This window comes from Runella sp. SP2, from assembly GCF_003711225.1.
Lineage (GTDB): Bacteria > Bacteroidota > Bacteroidia > Cytophagales > Spirosomataceae > Runella.
Genome location: NZ_CP031030.1, coordinates 2,771,029 through 2,793,720, shown reverse-complemented (window position 1 = coordinate 2,793,720; position 22,692 = coordinate 2,771,029). Strand labels below are relative to the sequence as shown.

Sequence of the window (22,692 nt, the reverse complement as noted above, 5' to 3'; positions counted from 1 at the left end):
TGTATTTTTCTTTATCACAAATATCGCACCCGCTTCGGGAATTTTCTACAAAATTAGCTTTTTGTCAGCAGTTTAATGACATTTTAAGGGTTTGATTGCTTGTTTCGGTCAAAATGTCAGCTTAAAATTAAAGTCGGCTTGCACGTTGGGCGGGAATAAACGACACCAAAATCGTGATGGAAATGACGGTGACAGCCGTAATGACGAAGTCTGTCCACTCCATTTTTACGGGATAAGCGTCCACCACCGAACTCACCATACCCATGGAGAACAAACCATATTGCCTTTGTAATAAACAGGCAATGATTCCCAAAAATAATCCAAAGAGTGCCCCTGTGAATGCAATTAGACTACCTTCAAACAAAAAAATGCGTTTGACGGTTGAAGCATTTGCACCCATGGCAAACAGCATTTTAATATCGTCTCGTTTTTCAATCACCAACATCGAAAGGGAAAAGAAAATATTGATGGCCGCCACCAAAATGATTAACCCAAGTGAGACTGTGACAAAGAGTTTTTCAATACGAATGGCGCGTAAAAGGTCGGCATTTTGCTCATCGCGGGTACGTACTACAAACTTATCTCCAAGTAGGGTTTGGATTTGAGTTTGTACTTGACCTGCCTTTGCATTGGGTTGAAGCTGAATTTCAAGCGCTGAACGTTGGTGGCCATACCCAAGTAGCTCGGTGGCAAATTCAAGAGGCACAATCACGTAATCGTCAAACCGAAGTTCGAGCATATAAACGCCTCCCACGCGGATAATTTGTTGGTTAAAAGCGTCAGTATTGGTCAAATTAAGCGTTTTTACGTCCGAACGAGGGTAAGCGAGTTCGAGAGGGGTAAACAAGTTGTTGACCGAAATGCCCAGCAGCTGCTGCACCGTTCCTCCGACAATTGCTTTGGGTTCATTGTCAGTAGTAAGGGCAAATTTCCCTTCAATCATCGCGGTATCTAACTGATGGCGCTGAATAAATGTCTCATCCACTCCCTTGATTTTGGTCACTACCCGACGGTCGCCGTAGGTGGCAAGGGCATTATCTTCTACCACTTGGGTAACAAACTTGACACCTTCCGTTGCCCGTAATGCAGTCAGTGTTTTGGACGAAAGGGTAAAGCGTTTTCCTTGAGCGGGAGTCACTTTAAGGTCGGGGTCGAAACTCCGAAATAGTTGTCGATTTAGTTCTCCCATGCCATTAAATACGGACATTACTACAACTAGAGCCATCGTTGAGACACATACACCCAGCATCGAAATGATAGAGATAATACTAATAAAGCTGTTTTTTTTCTTGGAGATAAAATAACGGCGCGCTACAAATAAGGGAAAATTCATTTATCTGTTTCTTGTTTTCTGTTTTGGGTTTCCTGTTTCGGGTTTTCACTCGTTCCTTACATACTAATCTCTCACCTCTCCTAACTTCTCTCTCATCACTCATCTCTTACACATTCGCGCCTCTTATTTCCCAATCACAAGTGTCCAATCACAAGTAGGGCAGGCTACGGGAGGTTTAAATTCTTGAATACCTTCGTTTTTTACGGCTCCAATTGGCGTTGAAACACCATCGCGGGGGTTAAACCAAGTGGCTTTGAGCTGAGGTATGGAGAACTTGGCTAGGTCAATTTTTAATGGTTTACCTGTTGGGGAATAAGCAAACATAAAATCTTTATTTTCGCCGATGGCAGCCATTTGATACCCAGCATCTTCGGAGTTGTCATTTTTCAGAACGCCTTGGTCAGGTATTAGTTGCGCCCAAGGATAAGCTTCAAAAAGCTTACGCATGTATCCCATTTGCCAAGCCCCTTCGTGGTTTGTGGCTGCCCGCCAATGCGTGCGGGCTACCGAAATGGCGGGATTGCGGTTTGGGTCAAAAAACTGCCAAACGTTGTGGTCGCCGTAAGTATGGCCTGCGCCGCCCGAAAGCATTGCCCACCAAGCGGCCTGACGAACATCGTGCGAATTGAAATAATCCTTTTCAGGTTTCCAATCAATCGGATGGTCTTCGTAGCGAGGCTCACCATCGAGGGTAGGCTTTACGGGAAAGAGCTGGTAATTTTGGCGCTGCATGACGTAATTTTTGGCGTTTTTTGCCGAGTGTCCCGACTGGAACATATTGAAATTGAGCCAGTTTTCTTTGTGAAAAAACGCGGCTGAATTGCTACCACCCATGGGATGATAGGTCATAAGTTGGGTGCCTCCGTGACCTGCTTTGAGGCCCTCGGCCATGGCATTGATGATAGCAAAATGTTTTTCGGTTTCGGGGTTGCGGTCGCCGCCCAAAATCCAAACAATCGGCTTTCCTTTATAACGTTTTCCAAGCCATTGACCATATATTCGGGCGTTTTCGGGCGTAAAAACCTCGGGGCCGACGCCCCATTTTTTGTTGAATTTATCCCCCCACGTAGGCAGCATTCCAATCACAAGCCCCAACGAGGCTGCTTTGTTTACTACATAGTCAACGTGTTGGAAATACAACTCATTGGGCTGCGAAGGGTCATTGTTTTTTAAGGGAAGCTGTCCGTATTGGTTGGGCTGCCCCAGTCCGTCAAACTCTGCCAAAGCCACGGCCTGAATGACGGTAAAGCCTTGTTCTGCACGACGTTTGAGGTAAAAATCTGCCTCTTCTTTGGTCAGCCGATGAAATAATTCCCAAGCGGTATCTCCCAACCAAAAGAACGGTTTGCCATCGCCGCGCGAAATGACCCGTTTGTCGGGAGCGATGTATAATTTTGACCACTGTGCTTGTTTAGGTGCAGGTTGGGCAAAGCCACAAAAACTCAGGCACACTACCGATGAAAAGGCCAACAAAAATCGTTTCATAGGGTTGAAATGGTTCAGTTTAGGAAGGCGAAAGTACTAAAAAAAGCCGACGGTTGGTCGGCTTTGGAGAGGTTAATCTAGTTTGGTTACTTTCAAATTTACTTGCTGGGTTGGGGTGGTTATTCGTAGAAAATAAAGCCCCGTTGGCAAGCGCGTAATGTTAAGCTGCTCCGTGTGATTGTCTGTTTCGGCGACAAATTGACTTTTATGATGAACCCGTCCAGTAAGGTCCAGCCATTCATACTGAATTTCTTGGTGTTTGGCTTGTTTCACGCTTAAAACGGCGGTAGTAGTGGCTGGGTTAGGTGTAATACTAAATAAAGGGGCGTCTGGCGATGAGTCAACGGAGCGCCTAGCCGAGGAAGTCCTCATCTTTGATTGAATACGAAACCAGTGTTCTTGGTAAGAAGTGGAAATACCCTGTGGAAATCTTAAAGAAGGAGCGAGTCCAAGCCCTTTTTGAGGCCAATAACGAATACTGAGTTTGTACAAACCAGCTGCTAGTCCATCATCGTAGCGGTTTTGTTTATTTTCGTTTTCTGCGTAGAAACCAAAATTAGGGTGGTTTTGGGCATATAACTCAGTAAAACCGTCTCTATTGGCGTACATAAAATAGGGTGCATTATTTTCATGCGTATTGAAGGAAACGGGAATACCAATCTCTGGAGTCGCTAGCATGTCAAATGAAACCGAACCTTCGTTAGAAACATCACAAATATCAACGTAAGCTGTCCAAAAACGAGGTTGAATTTTGTTGGGATTATCGAGATAATAGATGCTAGGGTTTGTTTGTGAGCTAAAGGCCAAAGAAGGACCATTGTCGGGGGTGACAAATTGGGAGTTCCAAGCAGAAAGTGAAACATTTTGCCCCTGTTTGGTTGCACTTTTTGACTGGCCAATGTTGATGAGAATCACCTCAAAAGGTTTCCAAACAACGGTTTTAACGGGGCTTTCGGGCGATTGAATGGCGCCTGTGCTGCATTTTGCCGTAAAAGTTCGACTTGTTTGCGTGGACGAATGGATGTCGATAAAGGGTGCGTTTTCTCCTGTGCTCCAAAGGGTAGCGGAGGTGGGAGGACAATTGGAAGTGAGCCGAATCGTTTGGGATAAACAGACTGTATCTCGTGGGCTTGCCGTGATTGTGGGTGGCGACAGCGATTCATCTTTTACCGCCAACGTAAATGCTTTGGCCGTGAATGTTCCAGAACAAGCAGAAGTGACCACCAACCGATACTCACTGCCATTGTCGGCGACAGTTACGTTGGGGAGTGTATAGACAAAGTCGGCATTGGTAGCGGTCGCGATGGTATCAATTTTCAAGTCAGAATAATCACTGTCGTTTAATTTTTTACGCTGCCATTTTATGGCTACAGTACCTGTATAGTTGCGTTTTACAGTCAATGAAACGGTTGTGCTTGGTGTCACAGGATTAGGGGTATTGGCAGTAACGTCCGAAAGAATAATGGGGTTGCTACATTCGGGGTAAGTGGTAAACGAAGCATTATTATAGCCAATCAATGAAATTCCGCTTTTTAGGTTTTTTAAGCATCCAATTTTGTGACTGTCGAATTGAAAATAAGTAAGTGAAAAGGGTATGGATGGAAGGCAGGTGATTTGATTAGAAGAGCAACGTAGGTCTATTAAAGTAGAGGGTAGCGTCGGAATTGCTGAAATTTTATTGTTGATTAAATCTAGCCTTTGTAACCTGTTTGGAAGCGTAGGTAACTGTGTTAAGGAGTTATTACTGATGTATAATTCAGTAATATTATCAGGCAGAGAGGGAATGGATTGTAGAGCATTAGCCCTTACTTCGAGCGTGCGTAAAGTAGAGGGCAATGTGGGTAATGTTTTGAGTAAATTTCCAGAAGCATACAGAGACTGAAGAGACGCAAATCCTTCAATGCCAGTTAAATCGGTTATATTGCTGTAGGTTATTGATAGGTAAGTGAGTGTTGCGGCAGGCGGCAATAAATAATTACAATCGTCGATACAAGTTGAACAGCTTCGCCGAATAGCATTGGCAAAGTTTATGTCATGAATAAAAGTACTACAGGCTGATGGCTTAGGAATTATTTCACCTTTTGAGTTGAAAACTTTTAAATTCAAATTTTCACTTGACACACATTTGATTTTTTCTTCATCAATTTTAATTGAAGATACCGAGTTTGGCAAGGGAGAAAGGCAGGTAATAGGGTTGTTAGAAATGTCAATCGATTCCAGATTTGGAAAAAAATGTAAGTCCACAATTTTGGTAATATTTTTTCCTGAAATGGCTAGTGATTTTACTTTTTGAGCTTCATTAGTATTTATTCTCATACAATCATCAAAACAACTCGGACAGCTCTCTGCAATGGCTTTTTGTAGATTTGTGTCCGAAATTCCACAAAATGGGAGAAGTGAAGGGTTAGCATTAATGGAGACCCCGCTTACTGAATTTGGTAAGCAGTTTATTTTTGTATTATAAATGCTGAGATTTCTTAGTTTTTGGGGGAGGAATGGTAAACACTCTAGCTGAGGATTTTGATTGAGAGCAACAATGTTTACCTCGGAAGGGAACTCTGGGAGTTTTATTAAATTATTATTGCTACAATACAAATAAGTAAGACTCTGAGGGAGTTTTGGTAAAGTCGTGAGTGAGTTGTAATTACAGTTAAGGTTGGAAACCGAAGAGGGTAATTCCTCTATTTCTAACATATTGTTTGAATTGCAATCTAGTTGATTCAAGCTTTCAGGTAAATTATTAAGCTTTTTTATTGAATTATAAGATATATTTAAGTAGGTTAAATTGCTTGGAAGTTCTGGAAGAAACGTTAATTTGTTGTTATTGCAAGACAGAGTTTTAAGTGACTGAAAACCAATGATTCCTGTCAAATCTTTTATGTTACTGTAGTTGATATTTAATTGCTCAAGTGTTTTGGCAGGCGGTAAAAGGTTGTTGCAATCATCCAAGCAAGTAGGGCACTGCCGTTTAATTGCTTGGGCAAAGTTGCTATCAAAAATGCGTTCTGGACATAATGCAGGCGTATTTATTAATTGCCCACTTTTATCATACACTCTGAGATTGGGGTTGTGTGTGGGTAAGCAGGTTATTTTTTCAGCATCAATGGTCAATGAAATAAGGTTTTCGGGTAAAAATGGAATACAAACGATATTATTATTGCTTATATTTAATGTCTGAATGTTGGGAAAGTTTTCAAGTCCGACTAAATTGTTTATAGCTTTGCCTGAAATCTCAAGATTTGTTATCTTTAGAGCTTCTTCATAGTTAATTTCGAAGCATGAGTTGAAGCAATTATTACAAACTTCACGAATCGCCAAGATTAAATTTGGATCACCTAAACCGCAAATAGGTAGTGGATTCGTATAATTAGTGCCTAATGTAAGATTATCAACTTTATTGGGAAGACATTTGATTTCAGAATTTCCGTATATTTCCAATGATTTTAATCCTCGTGGCAAAAAGGGTAAACAAGTAATTAGGGGGTTTTGACTGCAGTTTATAACTTGTAAAGTTGAAGGCAGGTCTGGAAGCGAACTTAATTGATTATATCGGACATTAAGTTCAATAAGTGTATTTGGGAGGTTATCGATAGACGAGATTTGATTGCTAGAAGCATCAATCTTTTCTAAAAAAATCGATAAATTTTGGAGAGTTTTTAATTTGTTGTTTGGTATAGATAATATTTTTAATTTGGTAGGTAAATTTATTATTTCAGTAATCTGATTTGACGAAAGATGAGCTTCTATTAAACTATCAGGTAAATTTTCAACACGAGTTAATTTTCCGATTGACCAATTTAGTAAACGTAAATTTTTAGGTAAATTTGGTAGTTTTTCACCTTCACAGTTGTAACATGATAAATGAGTTAGGGCCTTTAGTTTTACTAACTCTTCAATACCATTCGTTTGATATATTGTTAGTTGAGTTAAAGATTGAGAACGTGGTAAAAGGATATTACATTCATTTATACAACTATAACAAGAACTACGGATTCTATTTGCTAATACATTGTCTAAAATTTTGACACATTTTTCAGGAGTAGGTATAAGTTGACCTAGTGAATTATACACTTTTAGCGCTGGCAGTGAATCGGGGATACAAGTAATTTTGTCAGTATCAATGGTTAGGCTCAACAGATTTTTAGGAAGATTATAGAGGCAAGTGATTGGGTTATTACTGATGTTTAAAGACTCAAGCGATGTAAACAAATCAATGCCTTCAAGTGACGAAATATTCTGTCCAGATAAATCGAGATTTGTAATTTTCTCAATTTCTTCCGTTTTTATTTTTAGACATTCATCAAAACAAGAAGGGCATACTTTTTGGACAGCAGCAATAAGATTGATGTTAGCTATACCACAAAGCGGTAGTTCTTTTCCATTAAGATATACAATACGATCGATAATTTTATTTGGGATACAACTTATGGGATTATTATTAATAGAAATGCTATAAATTGAGTTAGGAAGCAGTGGTAAACACGTAATTGAATTATTATCGCAATAAAGTGATGAAAGTTGAGATGGTAAAGAAGGTAACTTGGTAAGTGAGTTAGATTTGACATCCAGCGTGCTTAATTGAGAAGGAATAGGAGGGAGTTCAATTAATTGATTATTGTAGGCTATAAGTGAGTTCAGATTGGATAATGACGCAGGTAATGTACGAAGGAGGTTATTACTACAATCTAGGAGTGTAAGTGTTGAGGGGAGTTTTGGTAAAAAGGCAATTAAATTATTGTTACAATATAACTGCCTAAGAGCAGCGGGTAAACTGTCAATTTTAGTAAGCTTGTTTTGTGCCAATTGCAGATGTTGAATGTTTGGAGGAAGATTAGGCAGTGATGTGATTTTATTGTTCTGAACATCGAGACGTAATAGTGAATTTGGCAGATTATCAGGTAAACTTTCTAGTTGAGCATAGCGACATGAGAGGTTCTGTAGGGACTTGAAATGTTCAATCCCGCTAAGTGAGTTGGTTGAAAGCCCATCAAGTTCAAGATAAGTTAAAGTGAAAGCATAGGGGGTTAAATTATTACAATTGTCAAAACAAGCTGAACACCTACTCTTAATTGCGGTGAGTAAAACGGGATTGCTTATCGTCACACAAATCCCCATCTCTTCCGCAAGATTTCCCCTCGCATTATAAACCTTCAAGCCTGAAACAACTGTGGGTAAGCAGCTGATTTTATCGGTATCTAAGTACAAAACAGACAGAGAACTGGGTAAGGCTGGCAAACAGCTGATTTGATTCTCCTGACAGTACAAAGTCGTGAGGCTGTTTGGTAGGGTTGGTAATTGGGTGAGTTTGTTGGATAAACAAAACAATGTTTTAAGACCCGCAGGCAAGGCATTTGGCAGGGCCGCCAACTGATTGTTGGAACAGGTGAGCGATGTCAGCGTGTTTGGGAGGTCGGGTAAGTTGGTAAGCTGGTTGTTGTTGCAGGCCAAGGCCGTTAGGGTAGTGGGAAGATTGGGCAAAAATGGTAGCTGATTGTAGCTGCAAGACAGCGTAGTCAAACCAGCAGGTAAAGTTGGTAAACTCGTGATTTGGTTGACATCGCACTGGAGGGTCGTCAGGGTGGACGGGAGGGTGGGTAATTGGGTAAGTTTGTTACTGTGGCAATTCAGTGATTTTAACGACGTAAACCCACCAATCCCAGTTAAGTCACTGATTCCTTTGTTAGAAATGTCCAAAGACGTAAGGCTCGTTGCGGGGAAAAGCAGCTTGTTGGCGTCGTCAATACAAGTTGGACACACCTCTCGAATGGCTCCTGCAAAGGCATTGTCGGTAATGGTCTGGGCCTGCGTAGGAAACGTTCCCACAATGCCCGTCAAAACTAAAAAAAGCCATTTGCAAATGTTTGATACAGTTAATGAAAGTAAAATAGGTTTCATGGCAAGGATATTTTCAGTAGATTTACTTGGAATAGTAAGCAATTCTAACTCACAAATTCCAGATAAACAAGTTAAAAACCTGATTTTTTCGTTACCCTAAACTTTACACTGTATCATGTTTCATCGTTTTATTTTTCCAACCCTTATTGGTCTTTTAGTACAATCGTTCGCTTTTGCCCAAACTTTTTCAACGGAAGAAGTCGCCAAGTTGCAACAGCAAGCCAACCAAATCACCATCGTCAAAGACAAGTGGGGGGTACCTCACGTATATACCAAAACTGACGCCGACGCCGTGTTTGGGATGATGTACGTTCAGTGCGAAGAGTTTTTTGCTAAAGTAGAAAACTCATTGATAGTCAGACTTGGACGACAAGCAGAAGTGAACGGGGAATCGGATTTGTACCAAGATTTATGGGCAAGAACGTTTATTGATCCTACCAAAGCCCTTCAACTATACCAACGCTCTCCCAAATGGTTGCGCAAATTGTGCGATGCCTACGCCGCTGGGATTAATTTTTATTTGATTTCTCATCCTCAAGTAAAGCCCAGGTTACTGACTCGCGTTGAGCCTTGGATGGCATTGATGAACAACATCCCTTCCATTGCCAACAGCAACTTGACCGAGGCCGAATTTCGGGCATTTTACGGGAAAGACGCCAGCGTTTCATTGGCCTCCCTAAGTCCGTCGCTCGAACATGATTTTCAGCAAGCAGGTGGGTCAAATGGCTGGGCGATTGCTCCTTCACGGACACAAAACAAAAACGCTATTTTACTCATCAACCCCCACTCAGAGTTTTATGGCCGTATCGAAATTCACCTCGTTAGCGAAGAAGGACTTAATTCCTACGGAGCGCCATTTTTGGGGCAATTCAATATTTTTCAGGGATTCAACGAACATTTGGGCTGGATGCACCCTGTGACGCTGTCGGACGGGAAAGACCTGTATGCTGAGACCGTAACAAAGCAAGGAAATGGCTATGTTTATCAGTATGAGGGGAAATCGAAAGCAGTCGATAGCTCAAAAGTGACGCTGAAGTACAAAAAAGGAGAGGAGTTGTTGTCAAAAACATTCACTATTTACCGTACTCACCACGGCCCAGTGGTGGCAGTACGCAATAAAAAGTGGATAAGTCTCAAATCCCAAGAGTCGAATATTGATTTGTTGGCAGTAAACTGGCAGAAAATGAAGACAAAAAACCTGAAGCAATTTACCAAGGTGCTCAACAAACGCGTGATGGTAGGAAACAACATTGTTTATGCCGACCGCGACGGCAACATTGGCTACTGGCACGGCAATTTTGTGCCAAAACGTAACCCTTCCTACGACTGGAAACGCCAAGTGGACGGCAGTATTAAAGAAACGGAATGGCAAGGAACGCACGCATTGGAAGAATTGCCACATTACATCAATCCTGCCAACGGCTGGGTACAAAACTGTAATTCTACCCCATTGTATGCCGCAGGGGAGTTTGATTCTGTGATGAACCGCAAGCCGATTTATATGCTTCCTGACGGAAATACTCCTAGGGCTGTGAATGCCGTTCGGGTGTTAAATCAGCTTCAAAATGCGACTTTGGACGACGTAATTAAGGCTGCTCACGACCCTTATTTGCCAAATGCTACTCGTTTTATTCCTTCGCTGATTTCCTCTTTCGAGAAGGTGAAAAATGATACGGTTTTTGCTGCTTTGGCAGGGGCAATCAAAACGTTGAGCGCTTGGGATTATCGTACAGATACCTCCTCTGTGGCAACGACCTTGGCCGTATTGTGGACAGAACGATTGGTACAAATGAACGTGGCCAAGTTGCCAAGACCCATCACAAATGAAGAACAATACTCCGTAACCAACGGCTCCAATTTGTCGGTTGATTTTTTGTCGCCTGCCGAGCAACTGAAAATGCTTGGCCAAGTAGTTGCTGAGTTGCGGAAAGACTTTGGTACTTGGGAGGTTTCTTGGGGAAAAATCAATCGTTTTCAGCGTCCAGTGGAGGGGAAGCCTTTTAGTGACACCGAGAAAAGCTGGGCAGTGCCTGCTACACCAGGGTACATGGGCTCACTCAATGCGTATGTGAGTCGGAAATCACCCCAAACCAAGGCCCGTTATGGCGTTACGGGTAATACGTTTGTGGCAGCGGTTGAATTTGGTAAAGTATTGAAAGCCAAAACTGTGCTGACAGGAGGAGCTAGTACAAATTCTACTTCTCCTCACTATACCGACCAAGTCAATGGATATATCCATGCGCAGTTTAAGGAAATCTTTTTTTACAAAAAGGATGTATTGGCAAACGCCGAACGAACCTATAAACCTGGAGAATAATGTTTTTTATGAACCATATAAGACATATAAGAGCATAAAAGGTTTTCTTATAATCCCTTAAATGTCTTATATGGTTCAAGTAAATAAAAAATAGCAATCGTCGGCAAAAAGCCCAAAGATGTCCCCCAAAATGCGTTATCCGCAGAATCTTTCTGGCAAACCATTACTTTTTGCATCATTTTTGCGTTATCTTTAAACGTATCTTCGTACAAAGAGTTATTTTACTATTGACTAAACACCAGCCAATAAAAAAATTGAATTTATGACAACCCCAACCCTTTCCGTACTGCTGGAGCGCATTGGTGAGTACAAACGGAAATTTTATCTCAATCAGCTCATTAAAGGCGTCATCTTTGCAGCCGCTTTTGTTTTGTCAGCATATCTGTTTGTCAACACGTTAGAGTACTTTGGGCGATTTAGTTCGGGTGTACGTGCTGCGCTTTTTTATGGATTTATTGGCATTTTGGGCTATGCCCTCGTGCGGTGGGTAGCTATCCCCATTTTTCATTTGTGGGGGTTGCGAAAGTCTCTATCTGACGAAGAAGCAGCCAACCAAATTGGGAGCTTTTTTCCCGAAATTGGTGATAAACTTATCAATACCCTCCAGCTTCGTGGCTTGTCGGGACAACAAACCGACTTGATTGAAGCCAGTATTCAACAGAAATCAAAGCAATTGATGATTGTGCGGTTTTCGGATGCCATCAAAATTGAGCAAAACCGCCGTTACCTCAAATATGCAGTGTATCCTTTGGCAGCCATAGCGTTGGTTTTGGCCATTAATCCCCGCTTTTTTGCAAGCAGTTCTGACCGTATCATTCACTTTGAAAAAGAATTTAACGACGCTCCTTTTACTTTTCAATTAGATAATCCAAATCTGAAAGCGTTTCGTAATGAGGATTTTACGCTTCGGTTGTCGTTGGCAGGAGGGGCGTTGCCAGAAGCTGTTTATGTAGTTCATAACAAAGCGAAGTTTAAACTTGATGCCGAAGACAACAATACGTATTCTTATACCTTCAAAAACGTGCAACGTCCGATTGATTTTCAATTTGAGGCAGCGGGTTATAAGTCAAAAGAATATGAATTGACCGTCGCCGAACGCCCAAGTTTGCTTTCTTTTGATGTTACGTTAAATTATCCTGCGTATTTGGGAAAACCCGCTGAACAGTTGAGCAACGTGGGGAATTTGACGATTCCTGAAGGGACAACCATTAGTTGGGATTTTAATACAGATGCCACCAAAGACATGTCATTGGCTTTTGAAGGTGATCAAAAAGCCTACACGGCCGAGAGTAAACTGACAGGTGGCTACGAGTTTAAACGTACGGTGCGCCGCTCGGGAAATTACGAAATCAAGCTCAAAAACGATGATTCTCAAAACCGCGAAAAAATAAGCTATTTCCTTAATGTCATCAACGACAAGCACCCAACGCTGACCCTTGAGAATTACCAAGATACGACCTTGTATAATTATTTTGTGTTGGGAGGAAATATAGCCGACGACTATGGCTTTTCTAACCTTCGGGTCTTTTATAATTTGCGCCGCAAAACCGACAAAACTGACCCTAAAAAGGTGGCTTACAAAGGATTTAGTATTCCTTTTAACAAAGCAACAACTAGCCAAACGTTTTATTTTCAATGGTTTGTGGATAGTCTTCGCCTGACACCTGGCGACCGCATCGAATACTACGTTCAGGTGTGGGACAACGACGGCGTAAACGGGCCTAAATCCGCTAAGTCGCGCATGATTGATTTTGCCGTTCCGTCGAAAGAAGAGGTGCGGGCTGAAGCCGAAAAATCAGCCGAAAAAACCGAAGCCCAAATCAACAAAACCCTTCAAAAAGCAAAGAGCCTACAAAAAGAAATCGAAAAACTCGACCAACGTTTGAAGAGTGAAAAAGAGTTGGATTTCAAGGATAAAAAGCAAATTGAAGACTTGTTGAAAAAACGCGATGAACTGCAAAACGACATGAAAAGTATGCAGGAACAAGCGCAGACTTCGCAAGAGAAACAGGATAGATTTTCGGAGCAAAGTCCTGAGATGAAGCAAAAAATGGAACAGTTGCAAAAACTGATGAAAGAGTTGCTCGATCCAGAAACGCAAAAATTGTACGAACAACTTGAAAAATTGCTCGATCAACAGCAGCGCGATGACAAGATGCAAGAGTTGATGAACAAGTTGAAAAACAAGGAGTTCAACGCGCAAAAGGAAATTGAGAAAGCCCTTGAGATGTTCAAACAAATGCAGGTGCAGCAAAAAGCCGAGCAAATTCAGAAGGATTTGAACGAAATGGCGGAAAAAGAAGAAAAACTTGCCGAAAAAGCGGAACAGTTGGCCAAAGAACAAGAGCAAAAAGAGAAAGACCAAAAGGGTAAAGACCAACAAAATAAAGACGGTCAAAACAAAGAACAGGAGCAGAAACAAGAAGAGCTCAAAAAAGAACAGGAAGAGTTGAACAAAGAGTTTGACGAAACCAAAAAAGACATTGAGGAACTTGAAAAACTCAATGAAGAGCTAGACGATAAAAATGACATTGATACGGGCAAAGAAGACCAAAAGGATGTCGATCAGGAACAAGACAACAGCTCGAAACAGTTGCAACAAAAGCAAAACAAGAGCGCCTCTAAATCGCAGAAAAATGCGGCGAAGTCGATGAGAAAAATGGCGCAGAAAATGCAGGAGTCGATGGAAAGTGCCGAAATGGAAGCGATGGACGAGAACATTGACAACCTCCGTGATATTCTCGAAAACCTCATTCATTTGTCGTTTGACCAAGAACGCGTAATGAAAGATTTTCGCGGCGTAGGGCTGCAAGACCCTCGTTTTGTCAAATTGGCACAAGACCAACTCAAGCTACAAGACGACGCCAAGGTGATTGAAGATAGCCTCTACGCGTTGGCGAAACGAGTGATGCAAATTCAGACTTTTGTCACCCGCGAACTGAACGACATGAAGTTTCACATGACGGAAAGTACACGTTTTATTCGCGAACGTCGTCTGAATATGGCCACCAGCAAGCAGCAATTTGCGATGACGTCGATGAACAATTTGTCGTTGATGTTGAGCCAAACGCTTCAACAAATGCAAGCTGCTATGATGGCCATGAGTATGCCAGGGAAAGGTAGTAAAAAAGGAAAAGGTAAGAACCCAGGGCAAAGCATGGGTGATTTACAAAAGCAACTAAACCAGCGGATTCAGCAACTTCAGAAAAACCAACAAGGTGGCCAAGGTGGCATGGGAGGGCGTCAAATGTCGGAACAGTTGGCTAAAATGGCGGCAGAACAAGCCATGATTCGTCAGATGATGAAAGAACTGATGGATTCACAGAAGGGGACAGAAGCTGGTAAAAAGCTGGGCAATGAAGTCAAAGATTTGATGCAAAAAATGGACGAAACCGAAACCGATTTGGTGAATAAGCGGGTGAATCCTAATTTGATTAAACGCCAAGAAGAGATTGTGACGCGGTTGTTGGAGTCGGAAAAAGCGCTCCGTCAACAAGAGGAAGACAACCAGCGCAAATCAGAAACGGCTAAGCCTCAACCCAAAACCCCGCCTGCGGCTTTTGAACAATACGTCAAAGAAAAGCAACGTCAAACGGAGCTGTTACGCACGGTGCCGCCAAGTTTTGCACCTTTCTACAAACGAGAAGCCGACAATTATTTCCGAAAAACGGGCGGAAAGTAAGGATAGAAGACTGATACATGAAAAAAGGCGGGTTAACCCGCCTTTTTTCATGTATTCCAATTGCAAACACTTACACTTATTTATTTCAATACGCCTATTTGTCAGCGCGAGTCGTATTCTTTACTTCTGTTTTTGCGGAAGAAGGCGCAATAACGGTTGATTTGGCTACTGCCACGTTTTCTACGACAATGGTTGGAATCTCTACGTTTACATCCTGCGTTGGCAGTGTTGCGATTAGGCGCAAATCATTTTTAGAGAATAATACAGCTGACGTAGGCTCTGTAAAGTTATCGTGTGTTGGCAAAGAAGCCATCAATTGTTCGGCAATCTGTGTTTGGGTGCGGAGGCTTTTGCCATCTTGGGCCTCTGCGAAATGTCCAAGTGTCGAAACACTTAAAACAAGGGCAATCATAATGGATTTCATAGTGGTACTCTGTTTAAAATTAACGATTTAGCAATCTGCTTTCGGCTGTTGTGGTGTATCAGAGATGTTTTTGTTCTGATGACAATGCAAATGTGCAGCCTTTTTTTGGGTTGAAGAATTGAAAATGGATAAGTGGATTATTTTAAGGGATGAGCGGTTGGTGAAATTTTATAAAACAGAATAATATTCTTAAAATATACCAAATACTGATACTTTAATAATAATAATTAAATGAAAAATAGATAAAGTGCAATTTAAAACAAAATAAAATTTTGTTTGTTATGTGGTATTATTCCGTGTTGATTGAACTTTGCAAAGATAGCAGCGGGGACGTATAGAAGAAAAATAGATAAATCATTGTTTTTGTGATACTTATCCTTATTTTCACCGTCGTAAGTGCAAATTCTCCTTTTCACCACCAATCCCCTCATTACGTACTATGTCTTCAGGTGTCAAAACGCTTGCTTGGATTCTGCTTGTTGGCTGGATAGGTGGGGCTACCTACTGGCACGTTTGTAAAATCAAACTCCTGTGTGATGGTCCCTCAACTATGACTACAGCTCCCACTTATGTGAATCCCCCGCTGTCTATTGTTGATGGCGCCCAGCTCAACCTAAGTTCACCGCTGAATTTTGGTTTTAAGAAATCGGTAGTCGATCCCAACTACACCAATGTGAAGAAAGAGCTAGATTCGTTGGCTGCTTACCTCAAAGCAAACCCAGGTCGAAAACTGACCGTCACGGGCTTGTATGCGTCTATTGAGCAAAACAACACTACTTTTCCCGATTTGGGTTTGGCCCGTGCTGATGCACTCAAGAAGTATCTTGTTGATGCAGGTGTGCCAGCAGCGCAGCTCCAAACGGCAAGTAGGATGATTGATTTGCAGTTTAGCGTCGATGATTCTACACACGGAATGGAATTTGGTTTTGATAGCCTTGCCCTTCCAAAATCAGAAGAAGCGCTGGCCGCCGCCGAAAAATACGAGGATGTTTTTAAACCAATGGATTTGTACTTCAAAACGGGAAGTTCTGATTACATCCATACACCCGACAATGAGAAGTTTTTGGATGAAGCTAAAAAATACCTAGCTACGCACAAAGATAAAAAGCTGTCGTTGACGGGGCATACCGATAACGTGGGGGCTGACGATAAAAACTTGGCACTTTCGGGCAAACGCGCCGCGGGCGTGAAGTCAGCTTTTGTAAAATTTGGCATCGCTGCTGACCAACTATCGACCGAAGCCAAAGGCGAAACCCAGCCCAAGGCATCCAATGATACCCCCGAAGGCCGCAAAGCCAATCGACGTGTAAGTATTGTGGTTCAATAAACATTTACTCATTCAAATTTGACTTTTATGTACGGACATTTTAATCCTTTTGAACAAGCAGGTGCGTGGTGGCAGCATATACTCATGGTTGTGATAGCGGCGGTGTTGGGGTACATTATTGGCTATATCACCAAAAAAAGCGAAGTAGAAAACCTAGAGGCAGAACTAGCCTCTTTGGATGCGGCAGTGGACGATTGCCAAAAAACACAAGTGATTTCAGTAGCACCTGAGCCTGTCAAGGTCGAGGCCGCAACGGTGGTACCTGTCGCAGTGTCAATTGCACCCGTGGTTGTTCCTGAACCCGTTGTCGTTCCTGACGATTTAAAAATTGTGGAAGGAATTGGGCCAAAAATTGAAGAATTACTCAATAATGAGGGTATTCTGACTTTTGCCCAACTTGCAACGACCTCACCAGAGCGTATCAAAGAAATATTGGTGGCTGGAGGCTCGCGTTTTCAAATGCACGACCCCACTACTTGGCCTGAGCAATCGGCATTGGCCCGCGATGGCAAGTTTGAGGAATTGAAAGCGTGGCAAGACGAACTCAACAAAGGCCGCAAGGGATAATGGTTTTACTTTCAAACTGACTTTTACCATGATTATATTACAAGTAACTCCTTTAAGTCAAAATTTTTGGGTCGCAGGTTTAGAAGCAATTGCACTACTTGCGTTGGCTGCTTACATTGGTTGGTGGCTAGGACAGCGAACCTTTGCCGTCAAAATAGAAAGTTTACACGCTGATATTGACGCAAAACGCACCGCTTTAGACGATTGTAAAAAGTCAAAAGTGTTGGTCAAAGTAGCACAACCACAACCACCCGTTGAAGTTCCAGTTGCTCCTGCGCCACTGGCTTCCCTTGCGCCCGAACCCGTTGTGCCTGTCGTGCCCGATGATTTAAAAATTGTGGAAGGCATTGGGCCGAAAATCGAAGGGCTACTCAACAACGAGGGCATTGTTACCTTTGCTCAACTTGCCACCACTGCCCCCGAGCGAATCAAAGAAATATTAGACGCCGCAGGGCCCCGCTTCCAAATGCACGACCCAACTACTTGGCCAAAACAATCAGCCCTGGCGCGCGATGGCAAATGGGATGAGCTAAAGGCTTGGCAAGAAGAGCTGAATAAAGGTAGATTGGAATAAATAATCCAAACGCTCCGCTCTAAAATTTTACACAATTAAATGAAAGCCCCTTTTTGGGGCTTTTTTATTACCGTTTAATAAATCCAAATACCGCTAACTAAGTTTAACATCCAGTTTAGGCCGCATTCAAGCTAGTTTTGATTAGTACATCGCGTACTAATCAGGTAATTAGGTTTGTTTCAATACTTTAAACTGTGATTGTTATGAAAATCCTTCCTGTTGTCAGAGGCGCTATCGGCCTCCTTTTTCTGGTTTTATCTTCTTCCAATTTTCTGAGTTGCGCTTGTTTGGATGCGACCGTAGGTGAACCTGCCGAAACGGTTTCTGGCCAAGTAGTGGTCAATGTAACGGGGCTTGAACAGCTTTCAACCAGTGGCGAAAAAAAATACGTTACGGTGAGCTATTCAGGGAATCTAGAAAACAGTGATTCAAAGTTTGGCGAGACGGCTTTTAGCGTCAATCGCTCTTACGAAATCAAAGCGGGGAGTGTACATCCCAATCCTTCTATTACCCGAGTTGCCCTGAAATACGGGACGTGGACTGTGCGGGTTCAGGCCGACAGTTGGTCGAGCCAATGTAGCTGCAAAATGGACGACAAGCACAGTCCAAGGTTCGTTTTTACCTATCCAAACTCCCAAGGAGTGTGCCAGTAACGTACGCATTAACCTTTTGTTTTACACCTAAACTTTCATGTTATGAAGTCAACCCAATTCAATGTGTCGTATCGACAACTCAAGGTTTTGCTTTTGGGGATGTCGTTTATTTTATGCCTATTTCCACTAAAAATGGGGCGTGCTATGGCCGATGCCGATGTGGATGTAAAAATCCCGATTGAAGAACTTCAGCGTTTGATTCAGCAACTCGAAGACGTTACGCAAGGGCTAACGGGGCAGTTGGGGATTGAGCTACGGCGAACCGTTGATGAGCTAAATGATAAAATTACGCAGCAAATTAGCAACATCAAAGATGCCTCCATCGACGTCTTGAAGGCGGCCTCTACCGAGATACGAGCCATTATTCAAACCCTCACCCAAGAAGCCCGAAAACTGCTGGCGGAAGTCAATCAAATGGTACGCGATGCCGTCAAATGTCTTGATGAGGTCTTGGCAAAACGGATTGCGCAAATCAAAGATGCCATGATTGAGCTGATTGATAAAACCTCGGTCGTTATCCAACAAACGATTGACAGGGTGCGCATTGGCGCCGTTGAAATTATTGACCAAGGTACAAACAGTGTGGTGGTTGTGCTTGACAAAACCCTCGAAAATGCCATACGCATCGGGTTATTGGTCGCTATTTTTATTTTACTTTTTTGGATGGTGCGTACCCTGTACAAACAAAACATCAATCGGATGCAAACCCACCAAAAAATAGTGATGGGGTTTGTAACGGTGGTGATGATTGGGATGGGCACGGTACTGGTGTCTAGTTCGGCCATGGCCAAAATCGCAGGAAAAGAAATTAAAATCCCAAAATGGGAAAAGTACTGCGAAGAAGGCGACGCTTATTATGCCCAATTTGTGACCCAAAAAAACAACGGCGCAAGCACCGCCGATTTGCACATTATTGGCATGAAAGCCCTCGAAGCCCTTGATATGTGCCGCGTAGCCACTGTCAGTGCCGAGGTAGCGCGAGGTAAGCAGGTGGCTATCAACGAGATTTCGGCGATTCTTTATCCACCCGCACCCACGCCCGAAACCATTCCAACGTCAGACCCGCTGGTGGCAGATTGTAAACCAAGTAGCCCGTCAGGGCCTAAAAAGCCATTTTACCCAGGTTGGTATTCCAAGTATGATTTTTTGAAAATAGCCACCTTGGCAAAAATGCAAGAGGAGAAAAAAATCAACGTGAAGGATATTTACGTGCGCGTTTCTCCTCAATTGATGACTGTTTCGCCAGCCCAAGTTGAAAAAACGTACAAGCAAAAAATTTCGACTTATACAAAAGTGTCGCCACAATCGCTTGAAGTGCAGCGAGTTACTCCGCTGATGTTTAAATACAATGGTGCTTTACAAAAAATAAATTCACAACGTTAACGCTCTAAAATTATGCCAGGTCCAGCTGTCCATCACTTGATATCGGATGAAGTGGCTAAACGCATACATGCCCTTCATCTGACTCCCGACGCCGCAAAATTACTAGCTGATTTTGCCCCGTATTTACATTTTGGTGCCCAAGGCCCCGATCCTTTGTTTTTCAACACCAAAGATTTGAGTCCCGAACTACGTACACTCGTCAGGTTGTATTTTGACGCGGTGGATTTTATGGAAGAATTCAAAAAAGAAATTTTGAAAATCATTCCCCCTGAACTGATTGCTGCCGTAGAAACCCTGGAAGCGGTTTGGGATAACGTCGCGGCACGTTCCTCTACCATCACCGAAATTCAACAACTTTTGGGTGAGTCGCAGGCATTGTTGGGGCTGCTCCAATCGACCTTGCAACAAGCGGCGATTAAGTATTTGACAGACACGGTCAATGTTTTTAATCAGCTTAAACACCCGATTCAGGACGTGGGACAACCTCACGATATTTGGTGGTGGTTCGATACGCTGCATTATCGGCGCACGGGACAGTTTGCTCAAACCCTGCTCAAAAATGCGACACCTGGCACAGCCGAACACGCTTACGCCATTGGTTATTTGACCCACTTTGCAGCGGATACGGTGGGGCATCCGTTTGTCAATATCATGTCGGGAGGGCCGTACCGAACCCACGCCCAGCGCCACAAATTTGTGGAGAATCACCAAGATACGTACGCTTTTAAAGAAATGCGCTCGGGAGAAGAGTTTGTAGAAAGTGACCTTTGGAAAGACTACGTGATGGGGAGTGAAACAAAGCTGCCCGATGGGGTGAGAAACCTCATTTTGAAAAGTATCAAAGAAGTCTATTTCAAAAATAACGATTCGCAATATGGGGCTGAAATGACCGAGGAAGACCTCGACGATGTGTATCGAATGTGGCTGAAATGGTTTAAAAATACGACGCAAAGTGGGGAGTTGCCTCCGCCAGTGCCTTATTCATTTACGGCCGAAATTGCGGAAGTGTGGGAAACGTTTACTGATAACGTAAGCGACATTGGTGACATGGTGTCGGGTGCCGCTCCAGGTGATTTTAGTCTGGCGTCTATTCTAGAATTTTTAGCGGCATTGGTACTTGGTGGAGCGTTGTTGGCGGCGGCATTGATTGACTTTTTGGCGGGAGCTATCACTACTTTAGGCGCAGCCCCCATCCGATTTTTGATTTCTCTGGCCTACGAAAGCCTCTACAATGCCTACATGAATTTCTATCAAGGAGTGGTGCTAAATGGCCTTGCTTTTCCTACCAAAGCGCAGCTGGGGCATTATTTGTCAAAACATACGGTAGCGAGTTATTTGCCCGACAACATGGGACAAACCGCCAATAGTTTGCTTGCAATGTATCCTACGCGATTTTTTGAGGTGGAAGGTTTGGAGCAAGATTGCCACTTGGTGTATCCTGTACCAGCACTTGCCGAGCTCGAACCCGATGCCACAACGGGTGCGCCGAGTAGCTACTACAAGGCCACCAATTTGCATTATATCCAAGGGCAAATAAAGTTTGAAAAGGAGATTTATAAAGAACTGAAGGAGTTTAGGGACAAAATTACGCCCGCTGATACCTCCTCCGACATTCAGAGTCGGTTTGACCGCATGGAGCGAAAAGTGGTAGGAGACACGCTCGGGAATGCCATTGATTTTTCGGTTTTTTTGTACCGTGAGTTCCTAAATGGTGAAAAGATTCCTGATTTTAATTTGGATGGAGATAGGGGAGTGGGGTATTTGTGCTGGCGTAAAGTTAAGGACGATACCGCGCTCAACGACCCTGCAGCGCCGACGGTGGCAGTGTTGCCCAGTGAAACGGTGAAGCACGTTCAGACTGACATTATTAGCCCAAATTCTTCTACCATTCTCTAAACCAAACTTCTTATGGAAACTCTTAAATTTATTCGTGAGCGTCGTCAGAAGGCCAAGAAAAACATAGAAATTTTTCAAAATAGCCGTGATTTTAAAGAGATGCGTCAGCACGAAAAGCGCCCGCCCAAGCCTTATCGCGATAAAACATTTTTGTACATCAAAGGGTATGATTCGGATACGGGCAACCGCCCCATGCCTAGTGGTACGGTATTTTGGATGAGTCCTGATATTGAAATTTTTGACGGAACTACGCCCATTGCCAATAACCAGTTGGTGGCGGGAAAAAACTACCAAATTGCCGTTACCGTTCGGAACGGTGGTGATTTGCCTTGTTATTCGTGCCACGTTGAACTCTTTATCTGCAATCCATCCTTGGGTTTTGACCCCATTCACGGCACATTATTGGGCGTACAAACGGCACAAGTGCAAGCCCAAGGCGATACTACCCTTTCGTTTCCAATTGTGGCAACCTCCGCCATGATCGGGCATCGGTGTCTTTTTGCAAGGGTGTTTAGTTTTGTCAATAATGACTTACCAATGTCGGCGACTACTTTTCCTGTGGTTGCTGACAGGCACATCGGTCAGCAAAATCTGAATATTATTCAGCAAAATAACTTTGTTAAAATGTTGATAACGAATGAGTTTGTTGGGGCTAAAAACTTTCAAGTAAAAGTAGTTCCACGTAAAATGGACGTCATTAAAGGTACGCGAATACCGCAGCTTCGGAGACTGATTTCGCCACTTGAAGCCGTTGTCCTTCCTGATTTTTCAGTCAGGGCGCTGAAAGCAAACGCAGGAATTGAAGTAAACAGAATGCGGGCCAGTTCGGCGTTGTTACTAAACCCTACGATTGCACGCTCATCTGTACAATTAAGTGTCTCTGATCGGATGTTCATCGCAAAAAATCCCAATTTGGAAGTGTCTAAGCTCAATATTTTGGCACCCGTCCGTAAAAATCTCTGGGATTTTAAATTGGAGAAAGGAACAAGAGAACTTGAGGTGGCGATTCCTGATTTTAAACTTAAAAACAACGAGGCAGTGGTGGTTGATATTGAACTAACAGATACCGACCAAAACAAGTTGGTGGGTGGAATTCGTTTTGTGGTGACGGCTTAGGTTAATTTCCCCAACCCTTTCCAATATGGGGGTTGGGGAA

13 protein-coding genes are annotated in these 22,692 nt (G+C 42.9%); 9 read left to right on the top strand and 4 right to left on the bottom strand.

The window, feature by feature from the left end:
• Nucleotides 1-127 precede the first annotated feature (127 nt).
• From DTQ70_RS11705 to DTQ70_RS11695, 3 genes are all read right to left on the bottom strand, one after another.
• Entirely contained in the window at nucleotides 128-1,333 is a 1,206-nt protein-coding gene (locus tag DTQ70_RS11705) for an ABC transporter permease (RefSeq protein WP_122930965.1), read from the bottom strand.
• 123 nt (nucleotides 1,334-1,456) lie between these two features.
• Entirely contained in the window at nucleotides 1,457-2,818 is a 1,362-nt protein-coding gene (locus tag DTQ70_RS11700) for a glycoside hydrolase family 140 protein (RefSeq protein WP_206019698.1), read from the bottom strand.
• A 72-nt stretch (nucleotides 2,819-2,890) separates the two neighbouring features.
• Nucleotides 2,891-8,713 (bottom strand): leucine-rich repeat domain-containing protein, encoded by a 5,823-nt coding sequence (locus DTQ70_RS11695; RefSeq protein WP_164489981.1) that lies wholly within the window; start codon nucleotides 8,711-8,713, stop codon nucleotides 2,891-2,893.
• Nucleotides 8,714-8,828: 115 nt separating this feature from the next.
• On the opposite strand from DTQ70_RS11695, the gene DTQ70_RS11690 reads away from it, so the two are divergent.
• Together DTQ70_RS11690 and DTQ70_RS11685 are read left to right on the top strand one after the other, a co-directional pair.
• A complete protein-coding gene (locus DTQ70_RS11690) occupies nucleotides 8,829-11,030 on the top strand; it encodes a penicillin acylase family protein (RefSeq protein ID WP_122930963.1) in 2,202 nt (733 codons plus the stop codon).
• Between the two features lie 262 nt (nucleotides 11,031-11,292).
• A complete protein-coding gene (locus tag DTQ70_RS11685; protein WP_122930962.1) occupies nucleotides 11,293-14,712 on the top strand; it encodes a DUF4175 family protein in 3,420 nt (1,139 codons plus the stop codon).
• A 94-nt stretch (nucleotides 14,713-14,806) separates the two neighbouring features.
• Here DTQ70_RS11685 and DTQ70_RS11680 read toward each other — a convergent pair whose 3' ends face one another.
• Nucleotides 14,807-15,136 (bottom strand): hypothetical protein, encoded by a 330-nt coding sequence (locus DTQ70_RS11680; RefSeq protein ID WP_164489980.1) that lies wholly within the window; start codon nucleotides 15,134-15,136, stop codon nucleotides 14,807-14,809.
• Between the two features lie 550 nt (nucleotides 15,137-15,686).
• Between DTQ70_RS11680 and DTQ70_RS11675 the strand changes: the two genes are divergently transcribed.
• The 7 genes from DTQ70_RS11675 (at nucleotide 15,687) to DTQ70_RS11645 (ending at nucleotide 22,652) form a co-directional block, all read left to right on the top strand.
• Nucleotides 15,687-16,463: an OmpA family protein gene (locus DTQ70_RS11675; RefSeq protein WP_229600120.1), complete on the top strand. Its 777-nt coding sequence runs from the start codon at nucleotides 15,687-15,689 to the stop codon at nucleotides 16,461-16,463.
• 27 nt (nucleotides 16,464-16,490) lie between these two features.
• A complete protein-coding gene (locus DTQ70_RS11670; RefSeq protein ID WP_122930959.1) occupies nucleotides 16,491-17,030 on the top strand; it encodes a hypothetical protein in 540 nt (179 codons plus the stop codon).
• Nucleotides 17,031-17,058: 28 nt separating this feature from the next.
• Nucleotides 17,059-17,604: a hypothetical protein gene (locus DTQ70_RS11665; RefSeq protein WP_122930958.1), complete on the top strand. Its 546-nt coding sequence runs from the start codon at nucleotides 17,059-17,061 to the stop codon at nucleotides 17,602-17,604.
• 203 nt (nucleotides 17,605-17,807) lie between these two features.
• Entirely contained in the window at nucleotides 17,808-18,257 is a 450-nt protein-coding gene (locus tag DTQ70_RS11660; RefSeq protein ID WP_122930957.1) for a hypothetical protein, read from the top strand.
• Between the two features lie 42 nt (nucleotides 18,258-18,299).
• Nucleotides 18,300-19,640 carry a hypothetical protein gene (locus DTQ70_RS11655; protein WP_122930956.1) on the top strand — a complete coding sequence of 447 codons (1,341 nt, stop codon included), beginning with the start codon at nucleotides 18,300-18,302 and terminating at the stop codon, nucleotides 19,638-19,640.
• Nucleotides 19,641-19,652: 12 nt separating this feature from the next.
• On the top strand, nucleotides 19,653-21,536 hold the full coding sequence (locus DTQ70_RS11650; protein ID WP_122930955.1) for a zinc dependent phospholipase C family protein: 1,884 nt from the start codon (nucleotides 19,653-19,655) through the stop codon (nucleotides 21,534-21,536).
• A gap of 12 nt (nucleotides 21,537-21,548) precedes the next feature.
• Complete coding sequence (locus DTQ70_RS11645) at nucleotides 21,549-22,652, top strand: hypothetical protein (RefSeq protein WP_122930954.1); 1,104 nt, start codon at nucleotides 21,549-21,551, stop codon at nucleotides 22,650-22,652.
• Nucleotides 22,653-22,692 lie beyond the last annotated feature (40 nt).